Source organism: Elusimicrobiota bacterium (assembly GCA_026388075.1).
Classification (GTDB): domain Bacteria; phylum Elusimicrobiota; class Endomicrobiia; order Endomicrobiales; family JAPLKN01; genus JAPLKN01.
In genome coordinates, this window is record JAPLKN010000074.1 from 19,635 (window position 1) to 40,724 (window position 21,090).

At 39.3% G+C, this 21,090-nt stretch carries 16 protein-coding genes and 1 tRNA gene; 5 read left to right on the forward strand and 12 right to left on the reverse strand.

All coding sequences use genetic code 11. The features are described 5' to 3' along the window. Nucleotides 1–250 precede the first annotated feature (250 nt). The 4 genes from NT145_04265 (at nt 251) to NT145_04280 (ending at nt 6,962) form a co-directional block, all read left to right on the forward strand. A complete protein-coding gene (locus tag NT145_04265) occupies nt 251–901 on the forward strand; it encodes a TetR/AcrR family transcriptional regulator (protein ID MCX5781904.1) in 651 nt (216 codons plus the stop codon). 245 nt (nt 902–1,146) lie between these two features. Continuing rightward, nucleotides 1,147–2,487 carry a TolC family protein gene (locus NT145_04270; protein ID MCX5781905.1) on the forward strand — a complete coding sequence of 447 codons (1,341 nt, stop codon included), beginning with the start codon at nt 1,147–1,149 and terminating at the stop codon, nt 2,485–2,487. A gap of 212 nt (nt 2,488–2,699) precedes the next feature. Then, a complete protein-coding gene (locus NT145_04275) occupies nt 2,700–3,602 on the forward strand; it encodes an efflux RND transporter periplasmic adaptor subunit (GenBank protein ID MCX5781906.1) in 903 nt (300 codons plus the stop codon). Nucleotides 3,603–3,812: 210 nt separating this feature from the next. Beyond that, entirely contained in the window at nt 3,813–6,962 is a 3,150-nt protein-coding gene (locus NT145_04280) for an efflux RND transporter permease subunit (protein ID MCX5781907.1), read from the forward strand. Nucleotides 6,963–7,092: 130 nt separating this feature from the next. Here the strand turns inward: NT145_04280 and rlmD are convergent, their stop codons facing one another. From rlmD to NT145_04310, 6 genes are all read right to left on the reverse strand, one after another. Further along, the gene (gene rlmD, locus NT145_04285) at nt 7,093–8,442 is read right to left on the reverse strand and encodes a 23S rRNA (uracil(1939)-C(5))-methyltransferase RlmD (GenBank protein ID MCX5781908.1); all 1,350 of its coding nucleotides are present in this window, start codon (nt 8,440–8,442) and stop codon (nt 7,093–7,095) included. 22 nt (nt 8,443–8,464) lie between these two features. Next, nucleotides 8,465–9,325 carry a deoxyribonuclease IV gene (locus tag NT145_04290; protein MCX5781909.1) on the reverse strand — a complete coding sequence of 287 codons (861 nt, stop codon included), beginning with the start codon at nt 9,323–9,325 and terminating at the stop codon, nt 8,465–8,467. An 18-nt stretch (nt 9,326–9,343) separates the two neighbouring features. Continuing rightward, a tRNA-Leu gene (locus tag NT145_04295) sits at nt 9,344–9,430 on the reverse strand. Nucleotides 9,431–9,813: 383 nt separating this feature from the next. Next, the gene (locus tag NT145_04300) at nt 9,814–10,518 is read right to left on the reverse strand and encodes a polysaccharide deacetylase family protein (protein ID MCX5781910.1); all 705 of its coding nucleotides are present in this window, start codon (nt 10,516–10,518) and stop codon (nt 9,814–9,816) included. Then, the gene (locus NT145_04305) at nt 10,519–11,109 is read right to left on the reverse strand and encodes a hypothetical protein (GenBank protein ID MCX5781911.1); all 591 of its coding nucleotides are present in this window, start codon (nt 11,107–11,109) and stop codon (nt 10,519–10,521) included. It abuts the gene before it with no gap. Then, complete coding sequence (locus NT145_04310; GenBank protein ID MCX5781912.1) at nt 11,082–11,771, reverse strand: hypothetical protein; 690 nt, start codon at nt 11,769–11,771, stop codon at nt 11,082–11,084. Before NT145_04310 ends, NT145_04305 begins: the two co-directional genes overlap by 28 nt. A 511-nt stretch (nt 11,772–12,282) precedes the next feature. On the opposite strand from NT145_04310, the gene NT145_04315 reads away from it, so the two are divergent. Next, nucleotides 12,283–12,804, forward strand: a complete 522-nt coding sequence (locus NT145_04315) for a DJ-1/PfpI family protein (GenBank protein MCX5781913.1) — start codon at nt 12,283–12,285, stop codon at nt 12,802–12,804. A 362-nt stretch (nt 12,805–13,166) separates the two neighbouring features. Here the strand turns inward: NT145_04315 and NT145_04320 are convergent, their stop codons facing one another. The 6 genes from NT145_04320 to NT145_04345 all read right to left on the reverse strand — a co-directional run bounded on the left by NT145_04320 (nt 13,167) and on the right by NT145_04345 (nt 21,090). Beyond that, nucleotides 13,167–15,233 (reverse strand): Na/Pi cotransporter family protein, encoded by a 2,067-nt coding sequence (locus NT145_04320; GenBank protein MCX5781914.1) that lies wholly within the window; start codon nt 15,231–15,233, stop codon nt 13,167–13,169. Between the two features lies 1 nt (nt 15,234). Further along, entirely contained in the window at nt 15,235–15,639 is a 405-nt protein-coding gene (gene cdd / locus NT145_04325; GenBank protein MCX5781915.1) for a cytidine deaminase, read from the reverse strand. A gap of 115 nt (nt 15,640–15,754) precedes the next feature. After that, nucleotides 15,755–16,666 (reverse strand): PfkB family carbohydrate kinase, encoded by a 912-nt coding sequence (locus NT145_04330; GenBank protein ID MCX5781916.1) that lies wholly within the window; start codon nt 16,664–16,666, stop codon nt 15,755–15,757. A 109-nt stretch (nt 16,667–16,775) separates the two neighbouring features. Then, nucleotides 16,776–17,651: an S-methyl-5'-thioadenosine phosphorylase gene (gene mtnP / locus NT145_04335; protein MCX5781917.1), complete on the reverse strand. Its 876-nt coding sequence runs from the start codon at nt 17,649–17,651 to the stop codon at nt 16,776–16,778. 14 nt (nt 17,652–17,665) lie between these two features. After that, complete coding sequence (gene recJ / locus NT145_04340) at nt 17,666–19,783, reverse strand: single-stranded-DNA-specific exonuclease RecJ (protein MCX5781918.1); 2,118 nt, start codon at nt 19,781–19,783, stop codon at nt 17,666–17,668. Further along, on the reverse strand, nt 19,780–21,090 hold the full coding sequence (locus tag NT145_04345; GenBank protein ID MCX5781919.1) for a thymidine phosphorylase: 1,311 nt from the start codon (nt 21,088–21,090) through the stop codon (nt 19,780–19,782). The genes recJ and NT145_04345 overlap by 4 nt, the downstream gene beginning before the upstream one ends.

Here is a 21,090-nt window from a genome sequence, read left to right on the forward strand (position 1 = left end):
GACGGAATCCACATTTCTATTAAAGTACAGATTCCCTTTTTCAATGGAATAACGGCAAAAGACTTTATTCATTTGGGGACACAAAACTTAATTCAAGTTTTTGATTAACTTATTTAATAATTAAGTATTGTGTCCCCAAAAAACTCCCCTTCGAGGAATTCCACTTGACAAATTAAAGTTTTTGTATTATATTATTAACGAAATCGTTAAACCTTTTCGTTAAACTATTTAGTTAAAGAATGGAGAAATTATGAATACTAAAGAAAAAATAGTTGCGGCCGCAATTGAAATTTTTGCTGAAAAAGGAAAATACGGTGCCACAATGGATGAAATTGCCAATAAAGCAAATATCAACAAAGCCATGCTTTATTACTTTTTCAATACCAAAGGAAATATCTATAACGAGGCGTTGTCATTTATACTGACAAATATCCACAAAAATAACTTTGCAAATCTTAAACAAAAACTATTTAGAACTGAAAATCCTATAGAAATAATAAAACTTATTGTAAGAAATCATTTGAGAGCATTATCTTCAAATATGAATTTTACCAAAATTCTTATTGAAGCCATGGTTCACAATCCCCTTGAAATTACAAAAACCACCCAAAACATTAAAAACTTAAATTCACAAACAAGTGATGAAGCAGATTTAAGGAAAAGATTTCTTGAACTTTACGCAAAAGGTGTATCTAACGGCAAAGTAAGGGACATCGACCCCGACCAATTGATGATAAGTATTATGGGTATGATATTGATCTATTTTATTTCCAAGCCTATTTCACAGCTGATGCTTAATATTGACGTAAAAAATGAAAAGTCATTCTTGAAGAAAAGAGAAGAAAGCATCATAGACCTTATTCTAAATGGGATCTCTTTGGCAAAAGGCGGCTCAAAATGAATATATTAAATTTATTCTTTTATAATTTATATCGGCACTAACTATTAAAATTGTTAAGAGGTAATATTATGATGAGTACAAGAAGATACATTCCAGTGTTGCTCATAGCCTTTCTGCTGGCTGGTTTACCTGTAACATTTGCTTTCTCTCAGGACATGCAACCCTCGAAGCCGGCGTCAGGTTTAACTTCCGCTGCAAACCCCGTTAGAAAAACCCCTTCGGGGTCAAATTTTAAAAATTTTGAAATGCATCGGAATCAGAAAGTTAATGAAGAAAATCCAGACAGTATGGTTGGTGATAGCCAACCTTTTTCTAACGGGGCAAAAGCCTGGACTATTGAGGATTGCCTGGCGCACGCCATGGAAAATAATCCTTCTGTTCGCTCCGCCCGCAACGGCTTAAAGATCGCATCCGGCAATAATTTGATGGCTTTATCGGAATTCATGCCGCGTGTATCATGGAGCACTGTTTATATACGAAATGATAAAACGATGTTGGGAAGCCTCACTTCTATGCCCGGTTTCGACCTATCTATATTAAGCCCGGCTATATATTCCAATGAATACTATGCATCCAGCCTGTCCGCTGACCTGACACTTTTTTCCTGGAGAATGAAACCTTTGCGCAATACGATGAAAGCTAATTCAAAACTTGCCAGACTGAAACTCGCGTCGGCAGAAAATGATCTGACATTAAACGTCAAGAAGGCGTTTTATACAGCTCTTTATGCAAAACAATTATTGATTATTGCAAAGACTGCGGAGAATGTGGCACGGGAAAATCTGGAGACATCGGAAAGCCTCTATAAGGTAGGAAGAGTCTCTTCTTTCGATGTTTCACGCGCCAGGGTCAACAGGATTAATGCCAAAACCGAGGTTATATCTGCCAAAAATTTTGAAACCGTATCCATTGAAGGACTTAGGATGGTGTTGAGCCTTCCGGCAGGTGAAGAGATGGATATCAAAGGCGAATTTCCGCAAGATGCAAGGGATACTTCGCTTGAGAACGAGATCAGCGCGGCTTTAAAACGCCGCCCTGAATTAAATATCGCAAAGGAAGCCGAAGCTCTGCAGGTTTCATCTAAGGAACTTGCGCGAGCCGGTTTTTTACCAACCGTTTTTGCGGGATTTGCTTATTCATGGGAAGGCCTCGATCTTACAGCGGATATGGATAAATATTACACGAGTTGGACGGCAAAGGCAGGTATTTTGATCCCTATTTTTGACGGGTTATTTTCAATAGGCCGTTTTCGGGCTCAAAAGGCAGGACTTGAACAAGCCAGAGAACAAGTGCAGGGAGCTTCAGACGGGGTTATAATGGAAGTCCGTCAGTCCTATTATTCCCTTGTTAATGCAAGAGAAAGTCTCCAGGCCCAGAAAGAAAATGTAGAAACTGCAGCTGAAAACCTGAAGATAGCCCAGGAACGTTATAAAACGGGACTTCTGTCTTTGCTTGAGTTGAAAGATGCGGAGTTATCGCTCATAGGAGCCAGCACCCAGCGTATAAAAGTGCTTTATGACTATAATATATCCATGACTTCGCTTGACAGGGCGGTTGGTTTACCTTCTGATGGAGAGCGCCCCTAGTCGGATATAAATGGTGGTGTCAAAAGAAAGATAAATAAGAATAGGAAAACAATTTCAAAAATCAAGAATCAAAACTGTTGTGTCTGCCAAGGCAGACTGATTCCAATAAGTCGCCAAAGGCGACACCTAAATTTTTCCGCCCAAGGCGGATCTGCCTAGGGCACGAGATTTTTAATCTTTGATATTTGATTTAATAAGCCGAGGAGGATTCAATGAGTGTAAAGAAAAAAATATTTTACGGGATACTGGTGTTGATGGCAGCTATATTGCTGCTCAAAATAGCGCCGCGCTTTTTTTCCGAAGGAAAGAACGGCAAGAAAAGTATTGAGGCTGTGCCCGTAACCGTAGCAGAAGTAAAAAAGGTTTTAATTGAGGAAGAAATGCAGTTGACAGGAGATGTCCGCGGCTTAAACGAGGCCAGGCTTTACCCGAAAGTTCCGGGAAGGCTCCTACGCAAAATAAAAGATGCGGGCGATATAGTGAAAAAGGATGAAGTTGTGGCATTAATAGACCGCGACGAGCCTGGTTTAAAATTTAAGGCGGCAGAAGTTACTTCCTCTCTTGGCGGAGTTCTTACCAGATATTTTCTTGACCTCGGGCAAAATGTTAATGCGGCTACCCCGGTTTGCGAAGTGGCGGTAATTTCCCCTATAAAAATTATGGTGCGTATTACGGAAAGGGATTTTCCGCGTGTGCACATAGGAATGACGGCACGTTTTACCTGCGACCCTTATCCGGGCGAAACTTTTAATGGCCGCGTTACCAAGATGTCAAATGCTATGGATGAAGCAACAAGATCTGCCGACGTGGAAATAGATGCGGCTAATCCCGGCAATAAACTTAAACCTGGGATGTTCGCCAATGTAAGCATTATAATCAGCTCAAAGCCGAATGCTCTTGCTATACCCAGGGATGCCCTTGCCGCTACCGGAGAAACGAAATATGTTTTCGTCGTGGATTCTTCGGGTAAGGCCAGGAAAAAGAATATTAAAATAGGAATTATCAGGGAAACTGATGCTGAAGTATTGAGCGGCCTTTCAGAAGGTGAAAAGGTGGTAACCCTAGGCTGGTACAATCTAACCGATGGGGCTTCGGTGAGCGTGGTGGAGAAGTAATATTTGCAGTAAATTAAAAATCAAAGATGAAATTTCAAAATTAAGGTATCCCACAAAACGGGATTTGCTTAAATAAGTCCCCCCTGCTTTGTTTGCACAAAGCAAACAAGGGGGGACACTAAAATTTTGATTCTTGATATTTAACTTTTGAATTTTTTCTTTAGTGAAGGCTGCTTTTAACATTATGGCTAGAAAAATGAGAGGAATACTATGAAGCATAAAACAGTTAAGATATTGGCTTTGCCGAAATTCGCGGTGGAGCACCCGGTCGCCATAGCCATGCTGTATACCGGGCTTTTGGTTTTGGCTATCTCGGCATTTTTCAGAATGGGTTTGGACCTGTTCCCGGATGTGAGTTATCCGGTCATGAGCATTATCACAACCTATCAGGGTGCCGGTACCGAAGAGGTGGAAGAAAAAATAACCAAGATGATAGAATCTCAGACCGCTATCGTAAGGCATCTTAAGGAAGTAACTTCAATTTCAAGGGAAGGTCTCTCGGTAGTCATGCTTCAGTTTGAATGGGGCACGAACCTGGATAATTCAGCCAACGATGTCCGCGACCGTCTGGGTGTTATAAGAAGACAGCTACCTACGGGGGCGGAAGACCCGGTTATCATGCGCATAGATATGAAAGATATCCCGATACTTATCATGGGAGTAACCTCGAGCGAATCCTATTCCAAAATTTACAACATACTGGATACGGATGTCTCCAATATGATCAAGCGCGTGCCCGGCGTAGGCAATGTCATGGTGATGGGCGGCCGGGCAAGGCAGATAAACATTGACGTGGACAGGCGGCGTCTGGAAGCTTACGGCATAACCCTTTCTGATGTCAGGCGTGCGGTTGCCGCCAACAATATTATGCAGGCAGCAGGCAATATCCAAATAGGAATTACAGATTATATGCTGCGCGTGCCAGGAGAGTTTAATTCTCCGCAGGAGATAGCAGATTCAGTCGTTGGCATTTCCCGCGGCCAGGCCATAAAAATAAAGGATGTAGCTGATGTCCGCGACAGTCATCCTCAGGAAACGTCAAAAGTGATGTTCAACGGAGAACCGGGTGCCGTGATAATGGTGCAGAAGCGAAGTGAAGCCAACAGCATCGCCGTGGCAGACGGAGTGAAGAAAGCACTGCCTGAGATACATAAGCGTATCCCGAAAGATATAAAAATATCGCCGCTTATGGATACTTCTCAAGAAATCAGGCGTACACTTGGCAGCCTTTCAGAAACGCTTTATGTGGCTGGTTTTCTTATCCTTGGCGTAATACTTTTCTTTTTAAGAAGGGTGCGGCCTGCCGCTATAGTGTTTACCTCAATACCGATATCGCTTTTAGATTCTTTCCTCGTACAGTATCTGGCCGGATATACTATAAATATGATCTCGCTATTGGCTCTGACAATAGCCATCGGCCTGGTGGTGGACGATGCCCTGGTTGTTATGGAAAACCAGATACGCCGTCAGGAAGAATTGGGCGAAGACTCTAAAACTGCGGCCGTTAATGCAACCTCTGAGGTGGGCAGAGCGGTTACCGTGGCAACCTTTACCTCTTGCGTAGTTTTTCTTCCGATGCTGTTTGCAGGAGGCATGGCAGGTGTAATGTTCAAGCCTTTATCTATAGTTATTATAGTAACATTGCTCTTATCTCTTTTTGATTCGCTTACATTGAACCCTATGTTATCTTCGCTTTTTCTAAGAGCTGAGTCCCAAACCCGGGAAGGGAGATTTAGCCGGGTCTTTCACCATTTTGATAAAGCTTTCTCTGCTTTGGAAAATAAGTATAAAAGCCTTATATCATGGGTGCTGGAAAATCCCAAAAAGCTTGTGGCCGCTTCGGCTTCAATTTTTTTGGCAAGCCTTTTGATAGTTCCGTTCATTTCTTCGGAGTTCATGCCTGAGGAGGACGAAGGCCGGTTGCAGGTTACACTTGAACTTCCGGTCGGTACCCGAGTTGAAACCACGCATAAAGTTATGGAAAAGACTGAAGAAGCGTTCAGGGCAATTATCCCGCCCGAATGGATAAAGGGCATGTTCTGGAGAGACGGCACCAATCCTCAAAGCAGTATGGGCGCGGCAATGGGCCAGAAACAGGGATCCAATGTAGGAATGTTTGCGGCAATGTTGGTGAGCAAAGACAAGCGTAAACTTAGCGTGTCCCAGATCAATAACAAGCTCCGCGAGAAGGTTTCAAAGATACCCGGTGTTACAAGAATGACATTCTCCACCGGCGGCATGACCGCAAACCTTATGAGTTCTACCAAACCGATGGTTCTAAATATCTTTGGCTATGACCTTGAAGCTTCTTACGCGCTCGCTGAAAGAATAAAGAACATGATGGAGAAAGAAATAAAAGGTTTCAAAGATGTTACCATCTCGCTTGATATTACGCGGCCTGAGTATCACGTAGTTATTGACCGCGCTAAAGCAGGGGCTCTCGGCATACCTGTTCAGACAATAGCCGATACAGTGAGCCTCGCCTTCAGCCAGCAGAGAAGCGGAGTATACCGCGAAATGGGCAGCGAGTACGATATAACGATACGTCTGCGCGATGAAGACCGCAAGTCCGAGCCTGATCTGGAAAATCTTTTTGTAAGAACTAACGCGGGTGATACGGTAAGTCTTTCAAACCTCGCACGGTTTGAGAAAAAACCCGGCCCCCTTCAGATAGACCGCGAGGCTCAGCAGCGTATAATCAGAGTTGAGGCAAATATAGAAGGCAATGATCTCGGCGGTATGACCGCGAAACTTGAGAAACGCCTCGCCCTGATACCTTTGCCGGCCGGGATCTCGCTGAGTATGGGCGGCTCGGTAAAAGAGCAGAGGGAATCCTTTTTGTCACTGCTTTTCGCGCTGCTGATCGGAATAATGCTTGTGTATATGGTAATGGCGGCACAGTTTGGATCACTGATTATACCGCTTATCATTATGTTTTCACTGCCGTTCGGTTTTGTGGGTGCCATCTGGGTATTTGTGCTCACGGGCTATAGTTTGAGCATAACTACATTTATCGGCGTTATAATGATGGTCGGGCTTGTGGTAAAACAGGCAGTAGTCTACCTGGATTATGCGTTGCAATTAGTTGATGATAAATGGAACATTAAAGAAGCATTAAAAGAAGCCGGAAGAGTAAGGCTTCGCCCGATATTAATGACGGTAAGCGCCATGGTGTTTGGTTTTACGCCTATGGCTCTTTCCACCAAGCAGGGTTCCGAATTCTGGCAGCCTTTGGGACTTACGATCATAGGCGGGCTTGTTGTTTCAACGCTTGTAACCCTGGTGCTTATCCCGGCGGCTTACTACCTCATTTTCCGCAACCGGCAAGCTGCACCGACTGCAGAACCGCAACTAAAATGATTAACTAAAATAGTTTTTTTTAAGCGGTACCAAATAATTCGGGGACACGTACTTAATTATTTATATAAATCTTTAGCTTACTTTAGACTTGTTACGTTTCCACCTCGTAGGTGGAAACGGTGCAAAATAATTAAGTACGTGTCCCCGAATTATTAAGAGATACAACCATCTCAACATGGTAAGTCTGCGGAAACATATCTACGGGAATAATTTTTTCTATTTTAAATTTATTCCCTTCAATAAGCAAATTAAGATCTCTTGCTAAAGTAGACGGATTGCATGAAACATATACGATTTTTTTAAAATCCCCGGTTAATATAAATGAAATAACTTTTTGCGTCAAACCTGATCTTGGGGGATCAACAACGATAGAGTCATATTTTTGGGGATCGCATTCCTTTATCCATTTTTCTACCCGCATTGACATAAACGAACTGTTCACTATTTTATTTTTTTCTGCATTAATACTTGCATTTCTAATTGCTTCTTCGTTTCCGTCAACACCCAAAACTTCACTTACATAAGGCGCAAGAATAATGGCAATTGTGCCTGTCCCGCAATAAAGATCTAAAACAGAATCTTTTTTGTCGGGATCAAAACAATCAATTACCTTATCGTAAAGTTTTTCACAAGCCGATGTGTTAGTCTGGAAAAAAGAAAACGGTGAAATTAAAAATGAATATAACCGGTTTTTAATTTTTAATCTTTCCTCAATTTCATTTTTCCCGCTTAACAATATAGTCCTTTCAGACAAAACAGCGTCCGAAACCCCCGAGTTAATTGTCCAATAGAAACTGGTTATTTTATTTTTCAAACTCTGTACAAGTTCATAAAAAATACTTTCGGAAATATGATTATTTGAATTTGTAACTATGTTTACAAGAATTTCTCCGCTATTTTGAGCTTTTCTTAAAACTAAATGCCTGTAAAATCCGTTATGTGTTTTTTTGTTATACACAGTAAGTTTTGACTTGTTTGCAAAAGCAGTAATAGTTTCAGATAAATCAAGAAAATCCTCGTCCGCTATATAGCACGGCGGAATAGACAGATACTTGTCAAATTCACCCTTTTGATGAAGGCCTAAAGATACGATTCCATCCTTGTCAAAAAAACTGAATTCCATTTTGTTCCTATACCCCCACTGATTTGGACTAGGCACAATAGGATGAATATCGGTTTTAAAAGGCGAAAGAAGTTCATTCACGTATGTTTGTTTTATTTTCAGCTGATTTTCATAAGATGTATGCTGGAAACTGCATCCTCCGCATTTCCCAAACGAGGGACATTTAGACGAAATCCTAATATCCGAAGATTTTATTATTTTTCCAATATATGCTTCTTTAAATGTTTTTTTATTTTTTGTAATTTTAACGTCCAATCTTTCTCCCGGGAGCCCGCCTTCAGTAAAAACAGCAATACCATCCCCCCCTCTTCCTAAAGATCTTCCGGGATATACAATTTTTTCTACAACTATTTCCATTTTAAATCCCCGCCTATACAACCTACGAGGTTGTATGGCCTTTTCTTAATCTGAAAAGAATTGACAGGTTCCTTTTGTCAGCCCTCAAAGAATCCTTTGGTGTCTCCAAAATCCCCGCCTCAACTTCATTTTTTACTTTTTTTATCAAATATTTGAATCCTTCCAGCCCGATATGACCTTTTCCTAAATGGTGATGACGGTCTTTCTGGCTTCCTAAATGCGCCATTGAATCGTTGAAATGAATTACCTTCATATATTTAAGTCCGATTATTGAATTAAATTTTTCAAGGATATCATTAATACATTCCTTATCGGATAAATCATACCCTGCGCCGAAGGCATGTGCTGTATCAAAACAAACTCCGATACGATTTCTATTTTTTATTCCTTTGATCATTTGAGAAATTTCAATAAAATCTTTTCCTATTCTCCTTCCTCCGCCGGCAACATTTTCTAAAAGGAGTATTGTTTTCCCTTTGACCTTATTAAGCACCTTATTTATTCCGTTTGTTATTCTTTTTATACCATTTTCACGAGTTGCCCCTTCGGAATATGCTCCAGGATGAATAACTAAATAATCGGCTGCAATTTTTTCGCAAAACGATAAATCTTCTTCTAAAGAATTTAGTGAAAGTTTGTATAGTTTAGACTTTGATGTTGCAAGATTTGGTAAATACGGGGTATGAACAACTAAAGGATAGATTTTTTTTACATTTCTTAAACTTTTAAATTCATCTATATCTTTTTGGGAAGAAAAACCGTGCTTCCACATCCTTGGGCTTCTTGTGAAAATCTGGACAGCCTCGCATCCGATTCTCTCTGCCTCAAATATTGCATTTTTCAGGCCGTTTCTTATAGAACAATGAACTCCAAAACGAATCATTTTTGTATTTTTTTAGGATGCCGAGGGAGGGAATCGAACCCTCACGCCACCCAAAGTGACTCGAGATTTTGAGTCTCGCGCGTCTGCCAGTTCCGCCACCTCGGCGATAATAACAGTTACCAGTGACCAGTTATTAGTTACCAGTAACAACAAAAACAAAACTAAAAATCAAGGAACAGACGCCGAAGGCGGATTGTGAAGTTTATCCAGCACACTGTAATGTGCTGGGCCACCTCGGCAATTTAACTACGGTTATGAGTAATGAGTATTTAGTTATGAGAAAAACAAAAATCTAACAAAAATCAAGGAACAGACGCCGAAGGCGGATTGTGAAGTTTATCCAGCACATTACACAGTGCTGGGCCACCTCGGCAAAAAGTAATTATTGAGGCAAGTTTAGTTTTGATGGGCGAAAATAATTTTATAATAATATAAATATATTTTCAATGTTTTTTACTTTAGAGCTTCTCAATAATAACTCGTAATATTTATTCCTTTCTCTCAAATCCAAACATTTCACTGATATTGACTATTTTATACCCCTGCTTTTGAATTCCTTCAATTATTTCGGGCAAGGACTCAACCGTAGTTTCGTGTTTACCGCCCCCGTCATGCATTAAAAATATAGCGCCGGGCATTAAGTGTTTTAGGTATTGCTGCACCATTTCTTCCTTGGACATTTTTTTCCAGTCACAGCCGAATGTCCAGCTGATGATTTTATAATTTTTTTCTCTTGCCGCATCCTTAACCCATTGTCTTACAAATCCGTACGGCATGCGAAGTAAAACCGGCTTGAATTTTAAAATTTTTTCTATCGTTTGTTCGGCTTTTTCAATTTCTCTTGCAAGAATTTCTTTTTTATCTTCTTTTTCATATTTCCAAAAGTTTGGATGGCTATAAGAATGACTCCCAATTTCAAAGCCGCCTTCCAATACTTTACGAGCTATTAAAGGTCGTTTTTCTATCTGAGAGGCTTCCATAAAAAAAGTCGCTTTTATGTTGTACTTTGCAAGGATTTCAAGGATTGGTTCTGTATAAAGCCCGGGGCCGTCATCAAAAGTCAACGCGACAAGCTTTTTGCCGGCAGATCCTTTTCCGTAGAAAATATTATTTTCTGAACTGTTTAACGGAATTGAAAGAAATATTATTGAAAAGAAAAGACAAAATGTTCGGAAAGAATTTTTTGTAAGCATTTAGAAACGGAAAGTTGAAACTAAAAAGATTAGTGTCCCGGATGCAACTAAGGGTATCCAAAAGTTATCGCTAATGGGCCAGGGGATCAATTCAATTAGAGTGGCAATAACCGCTCCCAAAATCGCTATCGGCCATTCCAGAAAAAATAATCCGCATATCAGGCATACAATAAAACAAGCGATGCTTCCTTCATAAGTTTTATCTTTTGTGATTTTATGTTTTCCGAAAGCCCTTCCAATCAAAGCCGCAGAAGTATCTCCGAATGCCAGATACATAAAACTCGCCATGACAATATTTCTATCGCCGAAAAATAAAAGTATTGTAAAAAATGAGCCTGCCAAAGTAAAAGCCATTCCTGATATTTTATCTGTTTCATGCCCCCTATGCACGCCGCCGAGAAGGCTTAAAAGCCAATAATTAAACCTTGTATGCTTAAGCCTGACTATTTCAAATAAAAAAACTAAAATAATAGTTACGCCCAATCCCACAAGCATAAATGTTACCGGAGTAACCCAGTACAAGATAATGTAGATTAGAGTTAATAGATGAAATAATTTTCTTTTTATTTCGTCTGCTGGAAAGAAATCCATAATTGGTTCCCAAAAATGTATAACGTCTGCCAGATTGTTAAAATACCTTTTGCGCTGTCATTCAAATAACTTTTCAAATTAATTTGGTCAGGCAAAACGATTTTAAAAACGAATGATAAAACGATGCAATTCACTATCAAAACAAAAATTAGCGAAAAAAATACTCCGAACTGTTTTAAATCGCTTTGCCCTTGAGATATAGCATAGTAAGTCAGGCTAATATGAAAAGCGATAGTAAAACCTATAGCAAAAAGAAAGTATAAATTAAAAGCTTCTAAATTCCAAAATCTTGAAAGTATCCAATAGATTGCTATCAATATTACGGTATAAATTGGAATAAAATATGGAGAAAGAGCTATAAAAAGGGTCGTTTTGGTAAGACTAACGCTTCCGCCGCCGGTTGAAACCTTAAAACTTTTTATTTTTGCGCCGCTTAAAAGACCAAAAATTGCATGAGTTAATTCGTGACCAAAAACATATGTTTGCAAAGGTTTTGAGAAAATAACCTGAAATATAAAATAGCCAAATAGTCCTATCCAAAAAGGAACAGTATCTATGGATACTTTTGCCAGCAATTCTACGGATATTTTTAAGAATTCAACAATAAAAGAAAGCGCAACAGGAATAAGCAGAATTGAAAAAATTATTCTTAAATACTTCATTTATTTTCTGCCGCAATGAACTTATCTTTTTTTAATAAACAGATTGATTTTTCAAAATAATATTTGTTTTTAATATCCCGATTTTTAGAATTTAATTTTAGCAACTTCATTAAATAAAGTCAAATTGACTTGCTTTTAGATATTGTTATCCGCCTTCGCACCGTCCGCCAATGGCGGAGGCAGGGAAAACTATCCCGCCTTGGCGGCATAAGTCCATAGATAAATGCGAAGAAGGAACCCCCTGCTTAGTTTTGCCCTGTGAAATGCAAAGCATTTCCAGGACATGAGTCCTTGAAATCGCAAACGCGATTTCTAGGGGCCAAGCAAAACTAGGGGGTGTGCTTCGGTGCCGCGCCTGCCGGCGGGCAGGGATTCCGCCCGCTTCGCAGCGAGGCGAGCCTAAGAAATAAAAGATATTATGGTCTTAAGACCATAGAGCTTCATCTAATCAAATTGTTAAAAGACTAATTTTTTTGTATTCTACTCTTAAGATATTCCAAGAGGTGATATCATGAAAGAAAAAAAAGTTCTATTTGTTGTTGCCCAAACAAATTTTCGTGATGAAGAGTATTTTGACCCGAAAAACATTCTTGAACAAGCCGGAATACTAACAACTACCGCAAGCATATCCAAGGGAGAAGCAACAAGCGTTTTCGGCAAAACAATTCCAGTTGAAATTTCTATCAGTGATTTAAATCCTGATGATTATTCTGCGGTTATTTTTGTCGGCGGAGCAGGATCTAAAGTCTATTTTGAAAATCCGACGGCTCATAAGATTGCGCAAGAAATGCTGAACAGCGGAAAAATCGTTGCGGCAATATGCATTGCCCCGACTACTATTGCTAAAGCAGGAATTCTAAAAGGCAAAAAAGCGACTTCGTTTTCGTCCGCTAAAAATGATCTTATAGCTTCAGGGGCAATTTTTACGGGTAAATCAGTAGAAAAAGACGGGAATATTATTACTGCGGACGGCCCGGATTCAGCAAAAGAATTCGGAAAAGAAATCCTGAAGGCTTTGCAGGGAAGTACATAAGCCTTCAGCTTTTAGCTAACAACTTTTGGTTCTTAATGTAGAATCTAAGAACCGTATTTACAGTTTTTCCCCATTGAGCCGCTTATGAGTCGAGCATTTCTTCAGGAAGTTTTCGGTTTTTCGTGTCTGAGCCCCATCTTGGCAGAAGCCGAGGGGGCGAGTTGAAAAACCGCCTGAGAAATGTGAGCGAATGGCTCACGGGGTGCATTTCTTTTGACTACTTTTCTTTAGGCAAGTAAAGAAAAGTAATCCAGGGGTGCAGGGGCGGGAAAGCCCCGCGATTTTTCCCTGTTTTGTAAACAGATTATCAAAGTAATACATTCTTAACTGAGAGCTGACGACTGATAGCTGAAAGCTGTTTCTCATATTCTCCCCAAAAGAGTCGTAGAGATATCTGAAATATAAGAATTTATCCTTTTGAATTGGTCAATCAGGTCCAGATGGACGCTGGATGTTTCAAGCGACTCCTTTAAACCCGCATTTATTCTGTCAATATGCCTTTTACGCAGTTCTGCCGAAAAGCCGTTAATTTCAGCTTTTGCTTCACTAATAATCTTTGCATTTTCCAAATCATTCTGATCTAAAGCACCGATCACCGCTTCAAAATTTTTTAAAACTCTTGAATGCAGTTCCACTATGTCTTTCCAACCTTCATCTGAAAACCAAAGCTCATTCTTTATTTTCTTTCGCGCCAAGGGCATAATATTTTTATCAATAATATCTCCGATTGCTTCAAAATCAGCAGTAATATATAGAAGCTGTGTCTCTTTTAAAGATTGTTCTTCATTCAAAACAGTATTCTGCCCTATTTTTGCAAGATATTGCACAATGGAATTTCTGAGTATATCAACCTTAAAATCCTTCAAAGAAACTGTCTCGCTTAAATTTACGTCCAGCGTTTCAAATACTTTCAAGGATTCCGCGTACATTTCACTGGAAATTTTTCCTTCTCTGACTATTTCTTTTTTGGCCTGTCCAAGAGCTAAGGAAGGATTTTCCAAAAGCCCTTCATCTATATAAATTGGCCCGAAAGCTTTTTCTTTTTCTGCGGAAGGAAAAATCGTCAATAAAGTTTTGTTTACCAACGGTAAAATGGGCAGGAAAATAACAGCATTAAATACGGAAAGCATAGTATGCCCCATAGCAATTTGCCTTGCCGTGTCAGATGTCAGAAAAACATTTTGAGTGAATTGTTTTACGAAATAAATCCAGGCAGGTTCTCCTTTATAAACAATTACTGTTAAAAAAGGATAAACTAAAATTAACCCCGCCATCTGATGAATAACATGCCATATAGCTACCCTTTTACCTTCCCGGCTTCTTCCGATAGAACTTAATAAAGCCGTTATGCAAGTTCCCGCCTGTGCTCCCAAATTAATCGGAATGGCCTGATTAAGCGTAATTACTCCCGCTATTGCCATAGCGATTACAATACCTGCAGTAGCGCCGCTTGAATGTATAATAATCGTAAAGACAAAACCTATCAAAATTCCGATAAGAGGATTTTCCACTTTTTTCATAATTTCTATAAAAGCATCATTTTGTCCAACAGGAAGCATTGAGTCAGCCATAATCTTCATTCCCAGAAACAAAATTCCAAATCCCAAAACTGCATTTCCTATTTTTTTCCATTTCTTATTCCTGGAGAAAAAAGATATATAGAATCCGACCCCGGCTAAAATAACGGAAAATTCTGATATTTTAAAGGCAATCAGCTGGGCTGTTATTGTTGAGCCAATCTCTGCCCCCATAGTGACCGCTATACTTTGATAAAATGTCATTACTCCGGCGCTAACCAAGCTCACCTCAAGAAACGTAGTAGCTGAACTGGATTGATTAAATAATGTCACAAAAAAACCGGTGCCAATCCCTTTCCAGGGCGATTTGGTAAGTTTAATTAAAATGTTCCTTAAATTCGGCCCGCTGATTTTTTGAAGGGCATCGTTTAGATAAAACATTCCAAAAAGAAATATTCCAAGCCCTCCGACTATCCCTAGGAACAGAATCAATATCCACATTTTGGAACGAGAAGCTACCGTAAATATCGCCGGATCTCCGAGAGAATCTCTTGTGGCAGCTGTTATAATGATGTTTCCTTTGCTCTTTCGGCCCAGATTAAGCCTGTTTGAAGCATATCCTTGAGAATCAGTAATAGAAACCGGACTGCTTAAAAAAGATTCTTCCTTTGAAAGTTTCTCGGAAGGAGATTCTCCGGCTTCATTGACTATAGAAAAAATTACAGGAACACCCGAAACGGGCTTATCGTTTTCAGAAAGCACCTGAACAACAAAATCCTTTTTCAGCACACTGCCGGCAACACCTGTCTGTTTGTCGCCGGAAACCATTTTGATTTTCTGCCAGGCAAAAACAGGAGACATAATAAGGATATTTGTTGTTAACAAAATAAAAACAAATTTAGCTCTATTCATTTTAATTATTTTTTCGTTTATTTAATTTGAAGGAATTAGGCAATAGTTGCGGCAATTTTATCATTTTAAATTTAGCCCTGTTGTTTCCCAAAATAATGTCAATATCTTTGTTAAATTCGGACATTACTTGCAGGCAAGCCCCGCACGGATAACAAAAATCTTTAGAGTCTGGGATTACAGCAATTGCCTTGAATTTTTTTTCGCCCTCGCTCAAAGCTTTAAAAATAGCAACTCTTTCGGCGCATATGGCCAGCCCATAGGATGCGTTTTCAATATTGGTTCCGGTGTATATTTTATTTTCATTGATCATTAAAGCCGCCCCGACCCTAAACCTTGAGTACGGCGAATAGGATTTTTTCATTGCGTTCTTTGCCGCATCAACCAATTTCTTATAAATATTTTTCATTGCCGCCGCCTTTTTATCCCGTCATTAGTTTACCCCGTTAGAAATTTTAGCTGGCTTAGACATACGGTTAAGCCCTGCTTGAATCAACGTTTCAACCAACAATTTCTAACGGGGTTTATTGCAGAACTTCAAAATGTGTCAATTCTTTAAAATTCTGAAATCTTTTCATGATCTGGGATTTATTTAATGATTTTAGCCTGTTAAGACTGAAATCTTCCACATTAAACGAAGCCATAACACTGCCGAAAACGATTGCTCTTCTCATATTTACGTCACTGGGATTTTTGCAGCCCGCAATGTAACCCATAAAACCGCCGGCAAAAGAATCCCCGGCCCCCGTAGGATCAAAAATTATTTCAAGAGGATAGGCAGGAGCAGAAAATATCTGTTTGTGATTGAAAAACAGAGCGCCGTATTCCCCTCGTTTTACTACGAGAGACTTAGGTCCGAATGAGGAAATTATACGCGCTGCTTTTACGAGATTATTTTCTGATGCGAGTTGCCGAGCTTCAGCCTCATTTATAATCAGTATATCCACATATTTTAAAACTTTTATTAATGCTTTTCTTTTGCGCTCTATCCAGAAATTCATCGTATCGCAGGCAACAAGCTTTGGTTTTTCAACCTGTTTTAAAACCTCTAACTGAAGCTCGGGATCAATATTTCCCAAAAAAACAAATTCACTTTTTCTATAGTTTCTGGGTATTTCGGGCCTAAAATGAGCAAATACATTAAGCTGAGTATCTAAGGTAATTGCCCTGTTTAAGTCGTAAGTATATTCTCCTTTCCATCGAAATGTTTTGCCTGAAACTTTTTTAAGGCCTTCCGTATTAACTTTATGCTTTTGAAGTAACTTGATATGTTGTTCAGGAAAATCTTTTCCGACAACGGCCACTAGATTTACTTTAGTAAAATAAGAAGCTGAAATTGAAAAATAAGTTCCTGATCCGCCTAAAGCTTGTTTTACTTCGCCAAAAGGAGTTTTTACTGAATCAAGCGCAACCGAACCGACTACTAAGATGCTCACGAGACCTCCCAAAAACAGTGATAAGGGGTAAGTGGTAAGGATTAAGTTAAAGGCTTAAAAATACCATGTTGTTAACTTATCACTTATCCCTTACCACTTATCCCTGCCGTCATTTAATGTATTTCCCGACAATCAATTTTATTTTTCCCAAAGTTTTTCTGTTTATCTTATCGGGATTTGTAAAAATTGCGTTTTTAAGCGCTTTTGAACACTCACATTCCCTTTTTCTTTCCGCTAATTTAGGTAAAAGATATTTTATGAGTTTTTTGCTGTTAGAAACATTGGCTGATAAATTACTGATTACTGTTTCTATTGTTACCTCTTCCCCTTCTTTCCAGACATCATAATCGGTTACTAGGCCAACCGTTACATAACATATCTCAGCTTCGCGGGCGAGTTTTGCTTCAGGAAGAGCCGTCATTCCAACAACACTGAAACCCATCCTGCGGTTTACTTCTGATTCGGCCTTTGTGGAAAACTGCGGGCCCTCCATGCATATATATGTTCCGCCGAAATGATGTTTTATCCCCAGTTCCATTACTGCCTTGTGAACGGCATCTCTGGTTTCGTTGCAGAAAGGATTTGCAAATGCAATATGCCCTACTATTCCTTCCCCAAAAAAAGTTGAAGGGCGGGATTTCGTCCTGTCATAAATCTGGTCCGGGATCAATAGATCTCTCGGTTTAACATCTTCTCTTAAAGAACCGCAGGCAGATATAGAAATTATCTGTTCTACCCCGATAGATTTTAAAGCGTAAATATTGGCCCTGGAATTAACTTCAGTAGGCAATATCCTGTGTCCGACGCCGTGCCTGGGAAGAAAAGCGCACCTGACACCCGAAATAGTTCCCACTTTGATTATATCTGATGGTTCGCCAAACGGAGTACTGACTTTTATATCTTCAAGATTTTCTGTTCCTTCGATCTCGTAAAGACCGCTTCCACCAATTACCGCTATTTTTACAGGCCCTAATTCCCTCGCCATCAGATCCTCCTAAATTATACGGTGACGCTTGGTTTAATATCTAATATTTTCATCTGCAGCTTTTTTTTGTCCTGCCAGTTATTTATTTCAAGATTAAAAGCAATATCAATAATACCGAACTTGTTAAGCTCCTGCGTTAAATGCCCGAGATTCCATCCGATAGCGTCTATCTGAGACATTTTTTTGTTGCCCATTTTAAGTTTTAGGTGGTTTCCGTTACTGCCGACTTTTGAATGCTCGGATATATTCATATCCGATATGCTGAAAACGGGATGAGGATTGCCGGCACCGAATGGTTCCAGACAGGATAATTCGTCCAAAAAATTAAAACTGATATTTTCCGGTTCAAGTTCAGAATCAATTGCAAGCTGAGGCAATACATTTTTCTCTAAACTTTCTTTGACTACCTTTCTAAAGCCGCTGGTAAACTCATCTATTTTTTCTGTTTTAACGCTAAATCCCGCTGCTTGGCTATGGCCGCCGTATCTTATAAGGATATCCGACAACTTGCCCAGAGCAGAGACAATGTCAAATCCTGGAATTGAACGGCAGGAACCCACCGATTCTTCTTTGTTAACCAGTATTACAACTGCAGGTTTTCCGTATTTTTGCACTATTAGCGATGCGATCAAACCGAGAATACCCTGCCCAAGATTTTCTTCTTTGACTATTAAGATAGCATCCTCATCCGGATTGCATTGATTAAGCAAAGATTCCATTAATCTTTCTGAATTTTCTGCCTGAAGATTTTTTCTTTCAGAATTCAGCTTCAATATTTCATCAAGCAATTTTTTAGCTTTTTGATCGCTATCCGCTAAAAGCAGCTCTAAAGAAAGATAAGCTTTTCCCATCCTGCCGGCAGCATTCAGCACTGGAGTTATGTCCCAGGAAACCGATTTTGCGGAAATATGTTCTTCGGTCTTTCTGGCGCATTTTTCTATTAATGCCTGAATACCCTTTTTCTTTGAATGCAAAATGTTCCTTAATCCGTGCTTTACAATGGTCCTATTTTCATCAATAAGAGGCACTAGGTCTGCAATAGTGCCTAAAGCCATGACATCCAGATAATTTTCCCTGAAATATTTCATCCTTAAATCATCAAGCCGGTCCAATCTTAAGAATATTTCATATTTTAATCTTGGCTTATTAAATTCGTCGTTTCCCTTTAAAACTATTTTTAACGATTCTGAAATACTATCTAGTGATCCGGATCTGCTATTCAAATATTTTTCTTCTAGCTCCTTTAATTCGACGAATTCATTTTCAAACATTACGCCAAAAATATTTTTTATTAATTCTTTTTCTTTATCCGCATCACATGCAACTATCAAACCTGAGCCGATGAATCCTAATGCCTTTTTAAATGCTTCATTCCTGAATAAAGGAAGTCCGATTTTTTCAATAAGCCTTTCAGTGATTGTGTGGTTTCTTGATTTTATTAAAGATATCTTTTCGTGATCTGCATCGATAAAGATAAGATCCTTATTGTAATATTTCCCGAAAGAATACATTACCGCCTCGGAAAGTTTAAAGGAAACTGAACATCCCGCAAGCCCGGGAAAAGGATATTTGGAATCCGCTCTTTTGGGATCTATTACCGCATAAGCATTCGGAATGCCGGAAGGATGGACTTCATGATGATCGCAGACAATCGTATCAACTTTCAAATTTTTGGCATAAGAAATTTCATCAAAAGAAGATATGCCGCAGTCAACGGTAATAATTAGACCGGTATTTTCTTTTGCATATTCTTCAATTATTTCTTTTTTAAGACCGTAACCTTCGTCTTTGGGAATATACCAATATACATCCCCGCCTAAAGACTTGATAGTCGTATAAAGTATGTAGACAGACGTAACCCCGTCCACATCGCTGTCACCGTAAACCAGAATTTTCTCTTTTTTGTCTATAGCAGTCCTTATCCTTGAAACCGCTTTATCCATATCAGGCAAAAGAAACGGATTATTGAGATTTTCTATTTCAGGAAAAAGAAATATTTTTGCTTCATCTACCGATTTAATCCCTCTATTTGCCAAGATCTTTGCGCAAGCCAATGAAATATTAAGCGTATGAGAAATTTCGCCAACAATATTATTATTAGGAGACTGCAATATCCAGTTTAAGTTATTCATAAAGTCTCTAACTTCTCATAAATTAAGGACAGTTTTTTTGGTGTTGTTTTTGTTATTTTTATAGACTCAGTAAATTTCAGTTTTGCCTCTTCAATACTTGCTCCATTATCAAAACAGAAAGTTGCCAAAGGTTCCTTTCTGCTAATCCGTTCTCCTTGCTTTTTCTTTAACACTATACCTGCACCGTGATTAATGGTGTCTTCTTTGGTCAGCCTCCCCGCGCCTAATAGATTCGCTGCATCGCCAACAAGTTTAGTGTCTGCATACTCCACAAAACCTTCTTCAACGGACAGTATTTCAAGAGTTTTTTGCGCTTTGGGAAGTATTTTTTCAGGATTATCAACTGCACCGGTATCTCCACTCTGATATTCTATTATTTCTTTGAATTTCATTAAAGCCTTGCCGTTTTTAAGATTATTCTCAAGCAATGTTTTTGATTTTTTTGTATTTTTTTCGCCGGCAATAAAAAGCATTCGGCTTGAAATTTCTATGATGAGATTAACTAAGTCTTTTGGACCCTCGCCTTTCATTATATCAATTGCCTGTTTTACTTCAAGGGAGTTGCCAACCGCATATCCCAACGGCTGGTTCATATCGGTAATGAGAGCTATTGCTTTTTTCCCGAAGCTTTTTGAAATGCCGATCATTTCTTTCGCCAATCTTTTAGCCATCGTTTTTTCTTTCATAAAAGCGCCTGAGCCGGTTTTTACATCTAAAACAAGGCCGTCACAGCCTTCGGCCAGTTTTTTAGACATTATGCTTGATGCGATTAACGGTATAGAATCAACAGTGGCGGTTACATCTCTCAGCGCATACATTTTTTTGTCAGCCGGGGCAATTTTATCTGTTTGTCCGGCCATGGCAACACCAATTTTTTTTAACTGATGAATAAATTCTTCTTTTGATAGATTTACCCGGAACCCCGGGATTGATTCCAGTTTATCTAAAGTTCCCCCGGTATGGCCTAAAGATCTCCCGGACATCATCGGGACAATCACGCCGCAGGAAGCCGCCAACGGAGCAATAACCAAAGACGTTCCGTCGCCGACCCCCCCTGTTGAATGCTTATCAATTTTTACTCCTTCAATGCCGGATAAATCCATTGTTTCGCCGGACTCAAGCATCGCTTTTGTTAAAAAACCGGTTTCCACAGATGTAAAACCATTAATAAAAGCAGCCATAAGAAAAGCCGACATCTGATAATCAGGTATTTTTCCGGCAGTGTAGGAAGATATTACATATTTTATTTCTTCAAAGGTAAGTTTTTGAGAATTGCGTTTTTTATGTAAGATATCTGAAATCAGCAT